The 17068-nt window shown below is 61.3% G+C and carries 16 protein-coding genes; 7 read left to right on the top strand and 9 right to left on the bottom strand.

The window, feature by feature from the left end; all coding sequences use genetic code 11:
• Positions 1–18: 18 nt before the first annotated feature.
• From AAFN84_RS05960 to coaD, 3 genes are read right to left on the bottom strand one after another with little or no spacing between them, the layout of a single operon-like run.
• Positions 19–492, bottom strand: coding sequence for a peptidylprolyl isomerase (locus AAFN84_RS05960; protein ID WP_347513573.1), 474 nt, complete (start codon positions 490–492; stop codon positions 19–21).
• A gap of 33 nt (positions 493–525) precedes the next feature.
• Complete coding sequence (locus AAFN84_RS05955) at positions 526–1107, bottom strand: peptidylprolyl isomerase (RefSeq protein WP_347513572.1); 582 nt, start codon at positions 1105–1107, stop codon at positions 526–528.
• Positions 1108–1124: 17 nt separating this feature from the next.
• The gene (coaD, locus tag AAFN84_RS05950) at positions 1125–1625 is read right to left on the bottom strand and encodes a pantetheine-phosphate adenylyltransferase (protein WP_347513571.1); all 501 of its coding nucleotides are present in this window, start codon (positions 1623–1625) and stop codon (positions 1125–1127) included.
• Between the two features lie 94 nt (positions 1626–1719).
• On the opposite strand from coaD, the gene AAFN84_RS05945 reads away from it, so the two are divergent.
• Positions 1720–1956 carry a hypothetical protein gene (locus AAFN84_RS05945; RefSeq protein ID WP_347513570.1) on the top strand — a complete coding sequence of 79 codons (237 nt, stop codon included), beginning with the start codon at positions 1720–1722 and terminating at the stop codon, positions 1954–1956.
• A 4-nt stretch (positions 1957–1960) separates the two neighbouring features.
• On the opposite strand, the gene gyrA is transcribed toward AAFN84_RS05945, so the two are convergent.
• Positions 1961–4753 carry a DNA gyrase subunit A gene (gene gyrA / locus AAFN84_RS05940; RefSeq protein WP_347513569.1) on the bottom strand — a complete coding sequence of 931 codons (2793 nt, stop codon included), beginning with the start codon at positions 4751–4753 and terminating at the stop codon, positions 1961–1963.
• Between the two features lie 287 nt (positions 4754–5040).
• On the opposite strand from gyrA, the gene AAFN84_RS05935 reads away from it, so the two are divergent.
• On the top strand, positions 5041–5670 hold the full coding sequence (locus AAFN84_RS05935; protein WP_347513568.1) for a MarC family protein: 630 nt from the start codon (positions 5041–5043) through the stop codon (positions 5668–5670).
• Positions 5671–5716: 46 nt separating this feature from the next.
• Here the strand turns inward: AAFN84_RS05935 and AAFN84_RS05930 are convergent, their stop codons facing one another.
• The 3 genes from AAFN84_RS05930 to AAFN84_RS05920 form a co-directional block, all read right to left on the bottom strand.
• A complete protein-coding gene (locus AAFN84_RS05930) occupies positions 5717–6154 on the bottom strand; it encodes a DUF4168 domain-containing protein (RefSeq protein WP_347513567.1) in 438 nt (145 codons plus the stop codon).
• Positions 6155–6310: 156 nt separating this feature from the next.
• Positions 6311–6856 carry a GyrI-like domain-containing protein gene (locus AAFN84_RS05925; RefSeq protein ID WP_347513566.1) on the bottom strand — a complete coding sequence of 182 codons (546 nt, stop codon included), beginning with the start codon at positions 6854–6856 and terminating at the stop codon, positions 6311–6313.
• Positions 6857–6871: 15 nt separating this feature from the next.
• Positions 6872–7375 (bottom strand): single-stranded DNA-binding protein, encoded by a 504-nt coding sequence (locus AAFN84_RS05920; protein ID WP_347513565.1) that lies wholly within the window; start codon positions 7373–7375, stop codon positions 6872–6874.
• Positions 7376–8181: 806 nt separating this feature from the next.
• On the opposite strand from AAFN84_RS05920, the gene uvrA reads away from it, so the two are divergent.
• The 3 genes from uvrA to AAFN84_RS05905 are packed head-to-tail and all read left to right on the top strand — an operon-like array spanning position 8182 to position 12642.
• Positions 8182–11103 (top strand): excinuclease ABC subunit UvrA, encoded by a 2922-nt coding sequence (gene uvrA / locus AAFN84_RS05915; protein ID WP_347513564.1) that lies wholly within the window; start codon positions 8182–8184, stop codon positions 11101–11103.
• 5 nt (positions 11104–11108) lie between these two features.
• A complete protein-coding gene (locus tag AAFN84_RS05910; protein ID WP_347513563.1) occupies positions 11109–11825 on the top strand; it encodes a hypothetical protein in 717 nt (238 codons plus the stop codon).
• Between the two features lie 13 nt (positions 11826–11838).
• Positions 11839–12642, top strand: coding sequence for a DUF72 domain-containing protein (locus AAFN84_RS05905; RefSeq protein WP_347513809.1), 804 nt, complete (start codon positions 11839–11841; stop codon positions 12640–12642).
• On the opposite strand, the gene AAFN84_RS05900 is transcribed toward AAFN84_RS05905, so the two are convergent.
• Positions 12631–14148, bottom strand: a complete 1518-nt coding sequence (locus AAFN84_RS05900) for an NAD(P)H-hydrate dehydratase (protein ID WP_347513562.1) — start codon at positions 14146–14148, stop codon at positions 12631–12633. The two genes, AAFN84_RS05905 and AAFN84_RS05900, sit on opposite strands and share 12 nt — an antisense overlap.
• Before the next feature lie 216 nt (positions 14149–14364).
• Between AAFN84_RS05900 and AAFN84_RS05895 the strand changes: the two genes are divergently transcribed.
• Both AAFN84_RS05895 and glnA read left to right on the top strand, forming a co-directional pair.
• Complete coding sequence (locus AAFN84_RS05895; RefSeq protein ID WP_347513561.1) at positions 14365–14703, top strand: P-II family nitrogen regulator; 339 nt, start codon at positions 14365–14367, stop codon at positions 14701–14703.
• Between the two features lie 56 nt (positions 14704–14759).
• Positions 14760–16169, top strand: a complete 1410-nt coding sequence (gene glnA / locus AAFN84_RS05890; protein WP_347513560.1) for a type I glutamate--ammonia ligase — start codon at positions 14760–14762, stop codon at positions 16167–16169.
• A gap of 99 nt (positions 16170–16268) precedes the next feature.
• Here glnA and AAFN84_RS05885 read toward each other — a convergent pair whose 3' ends face one another.
• Positions 16269–17066 (bottom strand): ATP12 family protein, encoded by a 798-nt coding sequence (locus tag AAFN84_RS05885; RefSeq protein WP_347513559.1) that lies wholly within the window; start codon positions 17064–17066, stop codon positions 16269–16271.
• Between the last annotated feature and the right edge of the window lie 2 nt (positions 17067–17068).

Below are 17068 nucleotides of genomic sequence, written 5' to 3'. Positions count from 1 at the left end.
CCGTGCCGCGTCCGACGATCAGACGTCGGCGGCAACACGCATGGTGACGATCGAGTCGGGGTCGCGCACGGGCTCACCCTTCTTGATCTGGTCGATGTTCTCCATGCCCTCGATCACCTGACCCCAGGCCGAATACTGGCGATTGAGCCAAGGGGCATCGTCGAAGCAGATGAAGAACTGCGAATTGGCCGAGTTCGGGTTTTGCGAACGCGCCATCGAGCAGGTTCCGCGCACGTGGCTCATATTGGAGAACTCGGCCTTGAGGTCAGGCTTGTCCGAACCGCCCATGCCGGTTCCCGTCGGATCTCCGGTCTGCGCCATGAAGCCGTCGATCACACGGTGGAAGACAATGCCGTCATAGAACTTCTCGCGGGCGAGTTCCTTGACGCGGGCCACGTGGCCGGGCGCGAGATCGGGCAGGAGTTCAATGACAACCTTGCCCTTGGTCGTTTCCATGATGATCGTGTTTTCGGGGTCTTTGATCTCGGCCATGAGGCTTCCTTCCTGATCGTTGGGTCTCTGGTCTCAGTCGTCTGCCTGAATGCGCACGGAGATCATGCGATCCGGATCGGTGACGACACCGTTATTGGCCTGGTCTCCGCGCTTGATGGCGTCGACGAACTCCATTCCGCTCTCGACATTGCCGATGACGGTATATCCGCCGTTCAGCGATGAACCGGGTGCGAACATGATGAAGAATTGCGAATTGGCAGAATTGGGATCCTGGGCGCGCGCCATCCCGACCGTGCCCCGCTCGAAGGGCGTTTCAGAAAATTCCGCTTCGACGTTGCCCAGCGACGAACCGCCGGTGCCCGCACGCTGGCTGTTGTATCCATCGGCAAGGTCGCCGAACTGGACGTCTCCCGTCTGCGCCATGAAGCCTTCGATGACACGGTGGAACGCGACATTGTCGTATTCGCCAGCGCGCACCAGTGCTTTGATCTGCTCGACATGCTTGGGAGCGAGGTCGGGGCGGAGAGCGACGACCACTTCACCGTCCTCCAGTTCGATGATCATCGTGTTTTCCGGATCGGCGGCGAGCGCCGGCGCCCCCGTGAAAAGGATAGCGGCAACCACCATTGAAGAGGCCAGCCTCAGAAACTGCATGGAAAGACTCCCGGTTCTCAAGAATTGAACTTCGTTTCCAGCGCCTGGGCGACATTGTCGGGAACGAAGGGGCGGATGTTTCCGCCCATCGAGGCTATCTGGCGCACAAGTGTGGCGGTAATGGTGCGCACGGAAGGACTGGCGGGAAGGAAAATCGTCTGCAGTTCGGGCGCCATCGTCTCGTTCATCCCGGCCATCTGCATCTCATAGTCGAGATCGGTGCCGTCGCGCAGTCCACGAATGAGGATCGAGGCGCCGTGCTGGCGCGCCGCATCCACGAGAAGCCCTTTGAATGCAACCGTGCGAAGGCGGGTCGCGTCATCGCGAAGTTCCGTGCGCGCCCATTCATCGATCAGCGCCACCCGCTCTTCGAACGAGAACAGCGGCTGCTTCGAAGCCTGAACTCCGATCGCGAGGATGATTTCATCCGCGATGCTGAGCGCACCCTTGAGAACGTCGAGATGGCCATTGGTCAACGGGTCGAAGGAACCGGCATAAAAGGCAGTGCGCTGGGTCATGCCAGCGCTTCTAGCCGCACACCGGGACAAAGGCAATTCCACGCTCTGGCCAATGGCACGTTCCTCGGTCTGGATCCCCGACATTGAACCGACGATGAACGCGGCGCTCACCGCCAGTTCAACCCGAATCGCTAAAAATCAACCGAATGAAACGATTTTCGAGTTCGCTCGTTACTACAGCACGAAGGAGAACAGAATGATGATCTACCTGCTTGCTACGACCATGACGCTGGCGATGCTCATCGCAACCGCCTTCGGCATCCACAACGAAGCCCAGAATGCCAAGCTTGAGCGGCAGCGCCAGAGAGTTCGGCGCTACCCGATCGGCTGATATACTAATCCTCCAGAGCAGCGGGCGGCGTACTTCCCTGCGCGCCGTCCGCAGCTACCTCCTCGATCTCCTCTGGAGACTGAGGCTCGGAAATCCGCTCCACCGACACCACTTTCTCGTCTGATGCCGTCTTGAAAATGGTGACGCCCTTCGTGGCGCGGCTTGCAAACCGGATGCCGGCGACCGGAACGCGTATGACCTGCCCACCGTCAGACACCAGCATAAGCTGGTCGTCATTTCCGACTGGGAACGCGGCAACAAGCCCGCCAATTTCATCCTTCTTGGACACGTCGGTCGCGCGGATACCCTTGCCGCCACGCCCTATCACGCGGAAATCGTAGGAAGACGAGCGCTTGCCGTAGCCGCGTTGCGTCACGGTCAGCACGAACTGTTCGTGTTCCTTGAGAAACTCGTACCGCTCCTCGTTCAGGTCAGTCTCCTCGACGACTTCCTCGTTAGTCAACGCGAGATCGTCGTCCCCTTCCGCCAGATCGGCCATGGCAGCACGGCGTTCCGCCATCGCGCGCCTGAGATACGCCGCGCGTTCGGCAGCGTCTGCCTCGACATGCTCGAGAATCGTCATGGAAATCGCCCGGTCGCTGTCGCCAAGCGAGATGCCGCGCACACCGACGGAGTTGCGGCCCGCAAACACCCTCACGTCCGTGACGGGGAACCGGATGCATTGGCCGGTATCGGCCGTCAGCAACACGTCGTCATTTTCCGTGCAGGTCTGCACATTCAGGATGGCGTCGCCCTCGTCGAGCTTCATGGCGATCTTGCCATTGCGTTTGACGTCGACGAAATCCGACAGCTTGTTGCGCCGCACCGTGCCTCGTGTGGTTGCGAACATCACGTCCAGCTCGCTCCAGCTATCTTCGTCCTCCGGAAGCGGCAGGATGGCGGTGATGCGGTCGCCCTCGTCGAGCGACAGGATGTTTCGCAGGAACTTGCCGCGCGATTGCGGCGTGCCGATCGGCAGCCGCCACACCTTCTCCTTGTAGACGATGCCGCGCGAAGAGAAGAACAGGATCGGCGTGTGGGTGTTCGCGACGAACAGCCGTGTGACGAAATCCTCGTCCTTCGTCGCCATGCCCGAACGCCCCTTGCCACCGCGGGCCTGGGACCGGTAGATCGAAAGCGGCACACGCTTGATGTAGCCCTCATGCGTGACCGTAACGACCATGTCTTCGCGCTGGATCAGGTCCTCGTCATCCATGTCCGCGCCGCCATCGGCGAGTTCGGTGCGCCGCGGGGTGCCGAACTCGTCGCGGACGGCGATCAGCTCGTCCTTGACGATCTGCTGGATGCGGGCGCGCGACGAAAGAATGTCGAGATAGTCGCTGATCTCCGCGCCGATCGTGTTCAGCTCGTCGGCGATCTCGTCGCGGCCAAGCGCCGTCAGGCGCTGCAGACGCAGTTCGAGAATGGCCCGCGCCTGCTCCTCGGAGAGGTTGTAGGTGCCATCCTCGTTGATCCGGTGGCGCGGATCGTCGATCAGAAGGATCAGCGCCTCGACATCGGCCGCCGGCCACCGGCGCTCCATCAACTGCTCGCGCGCGGTCTGCGGATCGGGTGCCTGGCGGATCAGCCGTATGATCTCGTCGATATTGGCGACAGCGATCGCCAGGCCCACCAGCACATGCGCGCGGTCGCGCGCCTTGCGCAGCAGGAATTTCGTGCGCCGGCTGACGACTTCCTCGCGGAAGGTCACGAAGGCGCGCAGCATGTCGATCAGCGTCAGCACTTCCGGCTTGCCACCGTTCAGCGCCACGACATTGGCGCCGAAAGAGGTTTGCAGCGGCGTATAGCGGTAGAGCTGGTTCAGGATGACGTCGGAATTAGCATCGCGCTTGAGTTCGATGACGACGCGATAGCCTTGCCTGTCGCTTTCGTCGCGGATGTCGGAGATGCCCTCGATGCGCTTGTCGCGCACGAGTTCCGCCATCTTCTCGATCATCGACGCCTTGTTCACCTGATAGGGAACTTCGGTGACGATGATGGCCTCGCGCTCGTTGCGGATCGGCTCGACATGCACGCGCCCGCGCATGATGATCGAGCCACGGCCGGTCGAATAGGCATTGTAGATGCCGGACCGGCCGAGAACGATGCCGCCCGTGGGGAAATCGGGACCGGGAATGATCTCCATCAGCTCCGGCAGCTCGATCGCCGGATTTTCGATCAGCGCCACGCAACCGTCCACCACCTCGGAAAGGTTGTGGGGCGGGATGTTGGTCGCCATGCCGACCGCGATGCCGCCCGACCCGTTGACCAGGAGGTTGGGGAACCTGGCCGGCAACACCTTCGGCTCGCTCCCCGACCCGTCATAGGTGTCCTGGAAATCGACGGTATCCTTGTCGATATCCTCGAGGATTTCGTGGGCGACCTTGGTGAGGCGGGCCTCGGTATAGCGCATCGCCGCAGGGGGATCGCCATCGATGGAGCCATAATTGCCCTGCCCGTCAATGAGCTGCACGCGCATCGACCAGTGCTGCGCCATGCGCACGAGCGCGTCATAGATCGAGGCGTCGCCGTGCGGGTGATACTTACCCATCACGTCGGCGACCGGGCGCGCCGACTTCACGTATTTGCGGTTCCAGTGATAGCCGCTCTCATGCGAGGCAAACAGGATCCGGCGGTGCACGGGCTTCAAACCGTCGCGGACATCGGGCAGAGCGCGGCTCACGATCACGCTCATGGCGTAGTCAAGATAGGAGCGCTGCATCTCCTCGATGATGGAGATCGGCTCGATGCCTTCAGGCAGGTCCTGCGGGCCGCGCGGCGTGGTCAGGTCACTCAATGGGGATCACGATCATGCTAAGGAATCACATGCTCCTTATATAGGAAGCGTCTGCGGATTTCCAAATCGGCAACCGGATTTTCCAGAGCCGTTTTCTCGCATGTTTTCAGTATGTTACGGGTATGGCAATGTCATTTTGCACAGGTGCGGTCGATGAGGCTCCGATATGGCGGCAAAAAACCACCGCATGGAGCGAATCGCTGCCCGTCTGGATGCCATTTCCATTCGCCGGTGAAAGGCACTAGAACAGCAAATTGGCTATCGGCGAGGTGCAAGGAGGGATGCCCGTGCCGAACTTCGAGATGATATTCAACGCATTCGTCACGATCCTCGTGACGATCGATCCGCCCGGGCTGGCGCCGCTTTTCCTCGCGCTGACGGGCGGCATGAACCGTGGCGAAAGGATGCAGGTCGCGCTGCGCGCCTCGGCCATCGGTTTCGTGGTGATGGCGGTTTTCGCCGTTGCGGGAACCGTGATCCTGTCGGTCTTCGGCATCACCCTGCCCGCATTCCGCGTGGCTGGCGGATTGCTGCTGTTCTACATCGCCTTCGAGATGATCTTCGAGCGTCGCCAGGAGCGCAAGGAAAAGAGCGCGGACAAGGCGATTACCCGCGACCACATCCGCAACATCGCAGCGTTTCCACTCGCCATTCCACTGATTGCCGGTCCCGGCGCGATCTCGGCCACGGTACTCATTTCAGGGTCGTTTCCGGGGCTTGCTGGGAGCATCACGCTCGTCGCTATCATTGCGGCGTGCATCGTCCTGACGTGGCTGACCTTCGTCGCGGCAGAGCGCATAGACGGCTTCCTGGGGGAAACGGGCCGGTCGATCCTTACGCGGCTATTGGGCGTCATTCTCGCCGCGCTGGCCGTGCAGTTCGTCGCTGACGGGATCAAGGCGCTCATCGCAGCCTGACTGTGTCCCGGCCGCAGAGAATGCGGCCGGGACAAGCAGGGATAGGCTATTCCGTGGCAGGCTGCTGCGGCGCGCGCTGCTGGCCCTCTGCTGCCTCGCTGATATGCGTATTGATACGCTGAGCGAGTTCAGGATCGGCCTGCGCCGCCTGGATGATCTGGTTGTATTCGTCGACCGTGATGTCGTCCGAGTCGCTTACCGCCTGGATCATGCGTTCACCGGCCTCCTGCTGGAGACGCTGCTGATCCTCCGGAGTCGCGGCCGCCTCGATCTGCGGCTGGTAGGACTGTGTGACCTTTGTCACTTCCAGGAAGGCCACTGCGAATGATTGCAGTTTGCCTTCATCGATCTGCGCCGCCTCTGCAGGGGCTTGCGTCTGCGGAGATGGCGCTGCGTCCTGGGCAACTGCGATGCCGAGCGATGCGCCAAATGCGATGGCCAGCGATGAAATCCCGGCTAGAAACGTCCCTTTGATAGTCATCATCATTCCTCTTCGAAACCCGATTTGGTCGGAGACCTGAGGGCTTGCATGCCGCAGGTTCAGGCGGGAGACTCGCCGCTCAACCTGCCGAGAATGTGACGAAGATGGAGACAAAATCAGGCTTCGCGGTCACTTTGGCACGTGGCACGAAACATTCTTTTACATACGTTCAGAAATGATGGCCCTTGTAGTGGCCCCGGCGTTCTGAACCATGCGGACCGGCAGCATCAGCCGCAGCGTGGGAGCCTGCGTTAGATCGACATCGTGAGGATATTCTTCGCGTTGACTGCAGAAGCTTGCATCAACGGAGTGTCCCTGCAGCTTCAACCATTCGAGCATAGCACCGTAATGGCTTACGACATCACCGTCTTCGCGACCGTGCCACGAACTTGCAAACGTCGTCTCCGGGACATTCAGCCGTTGAAACCCTGAAGGCAACGCATCCGATTCTTCGACGGCGATGCCGACAAAATAGTCGAAGCCATCTTTGCTCTGGTTGCGCGACAGACCGACGATCGGACTCTTCCAGACCGTATCGCGGGCCGCGGAAAAGTCCTTCACGGTTTCAATGAGCGGATGCAGGGCCGACGCCGCGGCGTCTTCGAACGACCCTCTCCACCACAAGCCGCCCAGACGATGCGCGGGGCGCTCGGTGATAGCGATTCCGTGACGCGTCGCGCCGGCATCCCCGCACAGAAGGCACATAGGCTGGTCGTCGCCTTAGAAGGGGATCTCGTCATCGAGGTCGCGCGAAAAGCCGCCACCACCCCCACCGCTGCTGCCGCGGCCACGATCGTCGCTCGGGCCTGACTGCCCGAAGTCCGAACCTCGCCCGCCGCCCTGGTAGCCAACCTGGCCGCCGCCGCCTTCGCCGCGCGAGTCAAGCATCTGCAACTCGCCGCGGAATTTCTGCAACACCACTTCCGTGGTGTATTTGTCCTGACCGGTCTGATCCTGCCATTTGCGGGTCTGCAGCTGGCCCTCAATGTAAACCTTGGCGCCCTTCTTCAAATATTGCTCGGCAACCTTGGCGAGATTGTCGTTGAATATCACGACGTTATGCCATTCGGTCTTCTCTCGGCGTTCACCGCTTCCCTTGTCGCGCCACGTTTCGGATGTGGCGATGCGCAGGTTGACGACCGGATCGCCGGAATTCAAACGACGGATCTCGGGATCGGCCCCGAGATTGCCCACCAGAATGACCTTGTTGACACTACCGGCCATGAAACTCTCCTGCGCTCGTCCTAAACCTTGAATGATGTCGCCGGCACACTATCCGAACCCCGGCATTCATGCGCTGTCCGTCGACTTGTCGCCGGGCGTCGTCCACAAATAATATGGACGATGGCGTTCGCTTTTTGTTCTAGCGTCAAACCGGAGCATTTGCAAGTCCAGGGTGGCAGCGCCGGGCTCGAGGCACAGACAAATGCCCTGCCACCACGGAGGTGGGCAGGGCAACGGAAACTCATGGTTTCCCGTCGGGCCAAAGCGCCCGGCTGTTTTCGGATGCGTCTCGGGTCACGCCCGATGATCCGACCATATGCCAGATTGTGAGGTGATATCGACGATGTCAGCGGCACCTCTAGATCGGTCCGAACGTCGCCGCGGCTCCTTCAAGCGAGGAGCCTGCCAAGTTGGTCGGGTGGAGTCATGCCTCCCTCCTTTCCGGTTGCGTTCAGTGCAGGCATGCTCAAGCTACGAAGTGTTTCCACCGCCGCATGGGCGCGTGTGGACGATCTACGACGCGAGCGTCAACTGCACCGTAACAATGTGCTCCCTGCCCTCCGCTGCGTCAATGGAAAGGTGCCCGGCGAAACAATTCGTGACGACCCCGACCGCCCTCCTGCCAGCACGATGTCAGGAAGTCGTTCGCACTCTGTTCTTTGCGCTTGCCCTGATTGCTGGAATGCGTGAAAACCGATCGCTGGTTTTCATGAACGCGGCCGCCTCGACGGATGGCGACCCGACCACCATATAGGCTCAGGGCCGGCAAAGCGCCGGCCATTTCAATGCAAGGCGGCGACAGGGTCATGGCGGACCACAAATTCATTTCCATTCGCGGCGCGCGCGAGCACAATCTCAAGAACGTCGATCTCGACCTTCCGCGCGACAGGCTGATCGTGATGACCGGGCTCTCGGGGTCCGGCAAGTCGTCGCTTGCATTCGATACCATCTATGCCGAAGGCCAGCGTCGCTATGTCGAGAGCCTGTCGGCCTATGCGCGCCAGTTTCTCGAAATGATGCAGAAGCCGGATGTCGACCAGATCGACGGGCTTTCGCCGGCCATTTCCATCGAGCAGAAGACCACATCGAAGAACCCGCGCTCCACCGTCGGCACGGTCACTGAAATCTACGACTACATGCGCCTGCTCTTCGCGCGCGCCGGCATTCCGTATTCGCCGGCCACCGGACTGCCGATCGAGAGCCAGACGGTATCGCAGATGGTCGACCGCGTTCTCGCGCTCGAGGAAGGGACGCGGCTTTACATCACCGCGCCGATCGTGCGCGGCCGCAAGGGCGAGTACCGCAAGGAACTGGCCGAGCTCCAGAAGAAGGGGTTCCAGCGCGTCAAGATCGACGGCACCTTCTACGAGATCGGAGACGTTCCGACGCTGGACAAGAAATACAAGCACGACATCGACGTGGTGGTCGACCGTGTCGTGGTGCGTCCTGACCTGTCTGCCCGCCTGGCCGACTCGCTCGAGACGGCGCTCAAGCTCGCCGAAGGCATCGCCGTCGCCGAATTCGCCGACAAGCCGCTCGATGCCAGCCAGACGGGCGCGGATGCGGTCAACAAGTCGAAGAACGAGACGCACGAGCGCATCCTGTTCTCGGAGAAATTCGCCTGCCCGGTGTCCGGCTTCACGATTCCCGAGATCGAGCCACGACTGTTTTCGTTCAACAATCCGTTCGGCGCGTGCCCAGCCTGCGATGGTCTCGGCACGCAACGCGCCATCGATCCGTTCCTGGTGGTTCCCGAGGAGCATGTTTCGCTGCGCCAGGGCGCCGTGGCGCCGTGGGCGAAATCCACATCGCCCTACTATCTTCAGACGCTGGAAGCGCTGGGCAAGGCGTATGGCTTCAAGGTTGGCGACCGCTGGCGCGATCTGCCGGACGAAGGCAAGGATGCGATCCTCCGTGGCACCGGCGATCGCAAGATCGAATTCGCCTATGACGATGGGCTGCGAGCCTACAAGACGACCAAGACTTTCGAGGGCGTGATCCCCAATCTGGAGCGCCGCTGGAAAGAGACGGAGTCGGCCTGGATGCGCGAGGAGATCGAGCGCTTCATGTCAGCCACCCCCTGCCCGGCCTGTAATGGCTATCGGCTCAAGCCGGAGGCACTGGCGGTCAAGATCGCTGGCTTGCACATAGGCGAAGTGACAGGCATGTCCATCCGCAAGGCGGATGCGTGGTTCAACGAACTGCCCGGCAAGCTCTCCGACAAGCAGAACGAGATCGCCGCGCGCATCTTCAAGGAGATCCGCGAGCGCCTGCGCTTCCTCAATGATGTCGGCCTCGACTATCTGACGCTGTCGCGCAATTCGGGCACGCTGTCTGGTGGCGAGAGCCAGCGCATCCGCCTCGCCTCGCAGATCGGCTCCGGCCTGACCGGCGTGCTCTACGTGCTGGACGAGCCGTCGATCGGCCTGCACCAGCGTGACAATGCCCGCTTGCTCGATACGCTCAAGCATCTTCGCGACCTCGGCAATACGGTCATCGTGGTCGAGCACGACGAGGACGCCGTGCTGACCGCCGACTACGTCGTCGACATCGGACCGGCGGCCGGCATTCATGGCGGCAAGGTCATCGCCCAGGGCACGCCCGCCGAAGTGATGGCCAACCCCAACTCGCTGACCGGGCAATATCTTTCGGGCGCGATGGGCATTCCCGTCCCCTCAGAGCGGCGCAAAGGCAAGAAGGGCAAGCGCATCAAGGTAGTCGGCGCGCGCGGCAACAACCTGAAGAACGTCACCGCCGAAATTCCGCTCGGCACGTTCACCTGTGTCACCGGCGTTTCGGGCGGCGGCAAGTCGACCTTCCTGATCGAGACGCTGTTCAAAGCCGCCTCGCGCCGCATCATGGGATCGCGCGAGCACCCGGCCGACCATGACCGCATCGAGGGGCTCGAGTTCCTCGACAAGGTCATCGACATCGACCAGAGCCCGATCGGCCGCACGCCGCGTTCCAATCCCGCGACCTACACGGGCGCCTTCACGCCGATCCGCGACTGGTTCGCCGGTCTGCCGGAGGCCAAGGCGCGCGGCTACCAGCCGGGCCGTTTCTCCTTCAACGTCAAGGGCGGGCGCTGCGAGGCATGCCAGGGCGACGGCGTCATCAAGATCGAGATGCACTTCCTGCCGGACGTCTACGTCACCTGTGACGTCTGCCACGGCAAGCGCTACAACCGCGAGACGCTGGAAGTGTTGTTCAAGGGCAAGTCGATCGCCGACGTGCTCGACATGACGGTCGAGGAAGGCGTCGACTTCTTCGCCGCGGTGCCGGGCGTGCGCGACAAGCTGGCGACGCTGGCCAAGGTGGGGCTGGGCTACATCAAGGTCGGACAGCAGGCGACCACGCTTTCGGGCGGCGAGGCGCAGCGCATCAAGCTCGCCAAGGAACTGTCGCGCAAGGCGACGGGCAAGACGCTATACATCCTTGATGAGCCGACGACCGGCCTGCACTTCCACGACGTCGCCAAACTGCTCGAAGTGCTGCATGAACTCGTCGAGCAGGGCAACACCGTGGTCGTCATCGAGCACAATCTCGAGGTGATCAAGACCGCCGACTGGTTGCTCGACCTTGGTCCTGACGGAGGCGACGGCGGCGGCGAACTCGTTGCTTCGGGGACGCCGGAAGACGTCGTCGACGAACCCCGCAGCCATACCGGGCAATTTCTGAGGGAACTTCTGGAGAGAAGGCCTCCCGGCAAGCGCGAGGCGGCGGAGTAGTCAACGTGCTAGACGACGAACTTATTCAGGATTTCTCGTTCAATTTTCTTGGCTATGGCAGCGCTAAGCCTAGAATAGTCTTTATAGGGATGGAGGAAGGAGGCGGAAACTCTCTCGAAGAGGTAGCAAAACGACTAAATGCGTGGGAGGCGCTTGGCCGTCCTCGACTGGCAGATATTCGTGAATACCATTCCCGCATAGGCATGCCGCAGCTATTCTGCACAGCCGGCTATCGACGTCAGAATACGTGGCAGGGCCTTATAAAACTATACCGGAATGCACTCGGTATTCCTATCAAAGATCTCAATGCATTCCAGCGCGATGAATGGTGTGGTCCTGATAGTGACGTGGCATCAATAGAGCTATTCCCTCTCCCCTCGCCATCTATAAATAAGTGGCTGTATGCTGATTGGACTAGAGTTCCAGAAATTAGGGTCAGTCGAAAAACATACTACAGATTCTTATTCGAGAGGAGAGCAACCTTAATTCGCGATTTTATCAAGCGCGCAACGCCGTCGATTGTCGTCATGTATGGCCTCAAGCATAAAAAGTGGTTTGAGACGCTATTTTATTGCGATAGACCACAACTTATGCAGAAAGGCGTGTATATTTTCCCGAATATTTCTGTTCCATCCACCACATTGATCTGTCATCCAGCCTATGCATCAAATCTTACATTGGAGTGCGCAGGAAACAGCGCGGCCGATAGGGCATTCCACTAATTTGGAGGAGCAAATCGTGACTTCCGGAACGATCCGCGCCGGCATGGGCGGCTGGACCTTCGAGCCTTGGGAGGGCACGTTCTATCCCGACAAGCTGTCGAAGAAGAAGCAGCTCGAATACGCCTCGCGCCAGGTCAGGACGATCGAGGTCAACGGCACCTACTATTCAGGGTTCAAACCGGCCACCTACGCCAAATGGAACGAGGAGACGCCGGACGATTTTGTCTTTTCGATCAAGGGCAACCGTTTCGTCACCAACCGCAAGGTGCTGGCCGAGGCAGGGGAATCAATGGCAAAGTTCTTCGCCCAGGGGCTGGAAGAACTCGGCCCGAAGCTGGGACCGATCTGCTGGCAGTTCGCTAACACCAAGAAGTTCGATCCCGAGGATTTCGAAGGGTTTCTGAAGCTGCTGCCGGAAAAGCATGCCGGCCTGACGCTGCGCCACGTGCTCGAAGTGCGGCACCCGACCTTCGTCGATGCAGGCTTCGTCGCACTCGCGCGGAAATACCGCATGGCGATCTGCTACGCGCATCATGCCGACTATCCCGAGATCGCGGACGTGACGGCCGACTTCGTCTATGCGCGGCTGCAGCGCGGCAGCGACGACATTCCGACTGCCTATGCACAGGACGATCTCGATAGCTGGGCGAGATGCATGCAGACATGGGCTGCGGGCGGCGTGCCCGACAGCCTGCCGCGCGCCGACCCCGATGCTAAGGTCGAGAAGACGCCGCGCGACGTGTTCGCCTACATCATCCATGAAGGTAAGGTGCGCGCTCCCCAAGGAGCCATCGCACTCCAGGAGTTAGTCGGCTAGCAACTCCCCAAGCAAGGGTGGCAGCATGCCCGGAAGGTCCTCGGCGATCAGCCCGGGGCCGAAGCGTAAGGCAGCTTCGGCGTGGATCCACACGGCGACACATGCTGCATCGAACGCGGGCATATTCTGTGCGCAAAGTCCCGCGATCATGCCAGCCAGGACATCGCCGGAACCCGCCGTCGCAAGATAGGGTGAACCGTTGGCATTGATCGCCGCGCGGCCATCCGGGGCGGCAATAACCGTGTCGGGACCCTTGTAGACCACGACGCTTCCCGCGCGATTGGCCGCTTCGCGCGCCTTGTCGAGCTTTGAAAGCGTGTCACTGCAGGCGAGATCGGGAAACAGACGCGCGAACTCACCCTCGTGCGGCGTCAGTACCAGTCCCATGCGCGAGCGCCGCGCGTCTTCGAAGAGCCCTTCAGGCTCGTCGCGGAATGCGCTGAGCCCATCGGCATCCAGCACCAATACGCCCTTTTGGGTGCCGCGAAGCAATGAGAGCACCGTCTCGCGCACAGGCCTGCCGAGCCCGAAGCCAGGTCCGAGCACGAACGCATCGGGTGCGCGCGCTGCGAGAGCCGCACGCAGTTCGGACGCGTCGTCGATCTTGCGCAGCATGATCGACGTCAGATGGGCCGCATTCGTGGCGATGGCGGCGGCAGGTGAATAAATGGTCACCGCCCCTGCCCCGATGCGCGCAGCAGCCATGGCTGCAAGACGCGCTGCGCCGGTCGAAATCATGCCACCGGAGAAGACGGCGACGTGGCCACGCGAATATTTATGCTGGTCGGGATCGGGCCTTGGAAACGAGTGGCGCCAACTGAGGGGAGAATTGACGAAGGCCAGCGGCTTGACGACATCGAGCACACCGCCCTCGATGCCGATATCGGCAACGATCGTCTCGCCGCAGAGGCGACGCCCTGGCTCAAGCATATGGCCGGGCTTCCTGCGGAAGAACGTCACGGTCAGTAGCGCCGCAAACGCGTCGCCAAGCGAGACGCCACTGGCGCCCGATACGCCCGACGGGAGGTCGACCGATACCACGGTGCAGCCGGCGGCATTGCAGGCTCTTGCCGCTTGCAAGGCAGCGCCGTCCAGGGCCCGCGTCAGTCCAGCGCCGTAGAGCGCATCGACGACGACGGCCCCAGGCGAGGGCACGAAATCGGCAAGCGGAGCAACGGTCACCGGGCAATCTGCGGCAGCCAGCGCGGCATCAGTCGCGGCGCGCGGCGCACCGTCCGTCCAGACCCTAACGAGGCTGCCCCATTCGTGCAGCAGTCTTGCAACGACATAGCCATCGCCGCCATTATTGCCGGGCCCACACAGGACGTCGAATGCTGTCGCTTGCGGATAGCGGGTTACAGGTTCGCGCCCGACCGCAAGGCCGGCGTTGCACATCAGCCGATAGCCGCCGCCGTCCACGCCGCCAATTGCAAGCAGGTCGGCCCGCGCCATTTCCTCCGGCGTCAAAAGTTCGATCGGTGTGCCCCAATCATATGCACGTTGCATAAAAATTCATCAACCTCCACTATGTCCGCAACCGATGTCGCAGACGACCTTGGCGGCATAACCCGAGGCAAGGCGCACAATCATCGATTTGCCCTGCGTCATGTTCGCTTGACCCCGCAAACGGTGTCGTGGCACGAACTTGGCACGCTTCATGCTTGCATTTTCGCGAAGCGGGACCGTTCTACCCGTCTTTATCCTACCGGAGGCCACCATCGCATGAAAAAGATCGAGGCGATCATCAAACCGTTCAAGCTCGACGAGGTGAAGGAAGCCCTTCAGGAAGTCGGGCTCCAAGGCATCACCGTCACGGAGGCGAAAGGTTTCGGTCGTCAGAAGGGCCATACGGAACTCTATCGCGGCGCCGAATATGTCGTGGATTTCCTCCCGAAAGTGAAGATCGAGGTGGTGCTGGCCGACGAAAGCGTCGAAGCAGCCATCGAGGCGATCCGCAAGGCGGCCCAGACCGGACGCATCGGCGACGGCAAGATCTTTGTCTCGAGCGTCGAAGAAGTCGTCCGCATCCGCACGGGCGAAACCGGCGTCGAGGCCATCTGAGGGACGCACGCCGTCCAAAAACCCTTTTCTGAAACGTCATCACAGGGAAACAGCAAATGACGACAGCAAACGACATCATGAAGCAGATCAAGGACAACGACGTTAAGTTCGTCGACCTGCGCTTCACTGACCCCAAGGGCAAGCTGCAGCACGTCACGATGGACGTCGTGGCCGTCGACGAGGACATGTTCGCTGACGGCGTCATGTTCGATGGCTCCTCCATCGGCGGCTGGAAGGCGATCAACGAGTCCGACATGGTGCTGATGCCGGACACCGAGACGGCTCACATGGATCCGTTTTTCGCGCAGTCCACGATGGTCGTCGTCTGCGACATTCTCGATCCGGTCTCTGGTGAGTCCTACAATCGCGATCCGCGCGGCACGGCCAAGAAGGCCGAGGCCTATATGAAGTCGGAAGGCATTGGCGATACGATCTTCGTCGGTCCCGAGGCGGAATTCTTCGTCTTCGACGACGTCAAGTACAAGGCCGATCCATACAACACCGGCTTCAAGCTCGATTCGACCGAACTGCCGTCCAACGACGACACCGATTACGAGACCGGCAACCTCGGCCATCGTCCGCGCGTCAAGGGCGGCTACTTCCCGGTTCCGCCGGTCGATTCCTGCCAGGACATGCGCTCGGAGATGTTGACGGTCCTGTCGGAGATGGGCGTCGTCGTGGAAAAGCACCACCACGAGGTGGCTGCAGCTCAGCACGAACTCGGCATCAAGTTCGACACGCTCGTGCGCAACGCCGACAAGATGCAGATCTACAAGTATGTCGTGCACCAGGTCGCCAATGCCTATGGCAAGACGGCAACCTTCATGCCGAAGCCGATCTTCGGCGACAACGGCTCAGGCATGCACGTCCACCAGTCGATCTGGAAAGACGGCAAGCCGACCTTTGCAGGCAATGAATATGCAGGGCTTTCCGAAGCGTGCCTGTTCTACATCGGCGGCATCATCAAGCATGCGAAGGCCCTGAACGCCTTTACCAACCCGTCGACCAACTCGTACAAGCGCCTCGTGCCGGGCTACGAAGCCCCCGTGCTGCTGGCCTACTCGGCCCGCAACCGCTCGGCGTCGTGCCGCATTCCCTTCGGCTCCAACCCGAAGGCCAAGCGCGTCGAGGTTCGCTTCCCCGACCCGACGGCAAACCCGTATCTCGGCTTTGCCGCGATGCTGATGGCCGGTCTCGACGGCATCAAGAACAAGATCCATCCGGGCCAGGCCATGGACAAGGATCTCTACGACCTGCCGGCAAAGGAACTGAAGAAGATCCCGACCGTCTGCGGCTCGCTGCGCGAAGCCCTGCAGAGCCTCGACAAGGACCGCGGCTTCCTCAAGGCTGGTGGCGTGTTCGACGACGACCAGATCGACGCCTACATCGAGCTGAAGATGGCTGAGGTGATGCGCTTCGAAATGACGCCGCACCCGGTCGAGTACGACATGTACTATTCGGTCTGATCCTTCCGAGACGATCGAAATGAAATAGGGCCGGCGCGGAAACGCGCCGGCCCTTCTTTGCTGGTTTCACTCAGTGCGTGAGGTCTATTCTATTAGGCCTCAGGCCGTTGCGTCCACTGAACGGGCGAGTGCCACCGCGGCGTCGAAGTCTCGCCGCCGCAACGCGCGGCGCAGGCTTGCTTCGGCGTCTTCGCCCCAGTGCTCGATCGTCCAGTCCTCATCGACATGGGCGGCCGTCCACGCGGTATCGGGATCGATTGCCCGCGCTTCCGTCGCCAATGCGATCAACGCCGACCCCGTCAGCGTCGTCATGAGATGGATGGCAGACAGGCGGAACGGTTCTTCCCGCTGCCGCAGCCAGAGGCCGACGGCCGCGATCGCCTCGCGCGGCTGCTCGACATGCATGACGCCTTCGGCAAGGAAGAATCGCGCGCCGAGCGTCGCGTGCGCCCAGTCGAGCACCGGGTCCCACGCTTCTGCCTGACGCGAGACGAGGGCATCCGGCGAATCCGCGCGATAGCAGAGCATGTCCGACGACGAAAACCGCATCACGTCTTCGAGTACGGCCTGCATATCGCTCGCAACGCCGTCGATGGCGGTGTTGGCCAGTCGAAGGACGGGCATCGTGACCGGATCGATCGTGTCTTTCTGGGCTTCGAATTCGCCTGCGACGAGCGCTGCCGCAGCGCCTGTCGGCAGCAGGAGCTGTGCCCTGCCCGGCGTGCGTATCGGCTTGCCGTCCAGTTGCACGGAGTGGCCCTCGGGTGTCTCGGCCACCGTTGCGGCCTTGTAGAAGCGCTTCGGGAGTGGCTGGCGCATCTGGATCTGCGCCCTGCGAACGGGATCCGGATCGGATAGGAAGTGGCCCGCTTCGAGATCGTTGAGGAGGTCGCGCATCG

The sequence above is a fragment of the Mesorhizobium sp. CAU 1741 genome, assembly GCF_039839275.1.
GTDB lineage: Bacteria > Pseudomonadota > Alphaproteobacteria > Rhizobiales > Rhizobiaceae > Aerobium.
This window is presented reverse-complemented; position numbering and strand designations above follow the sequence as displayed.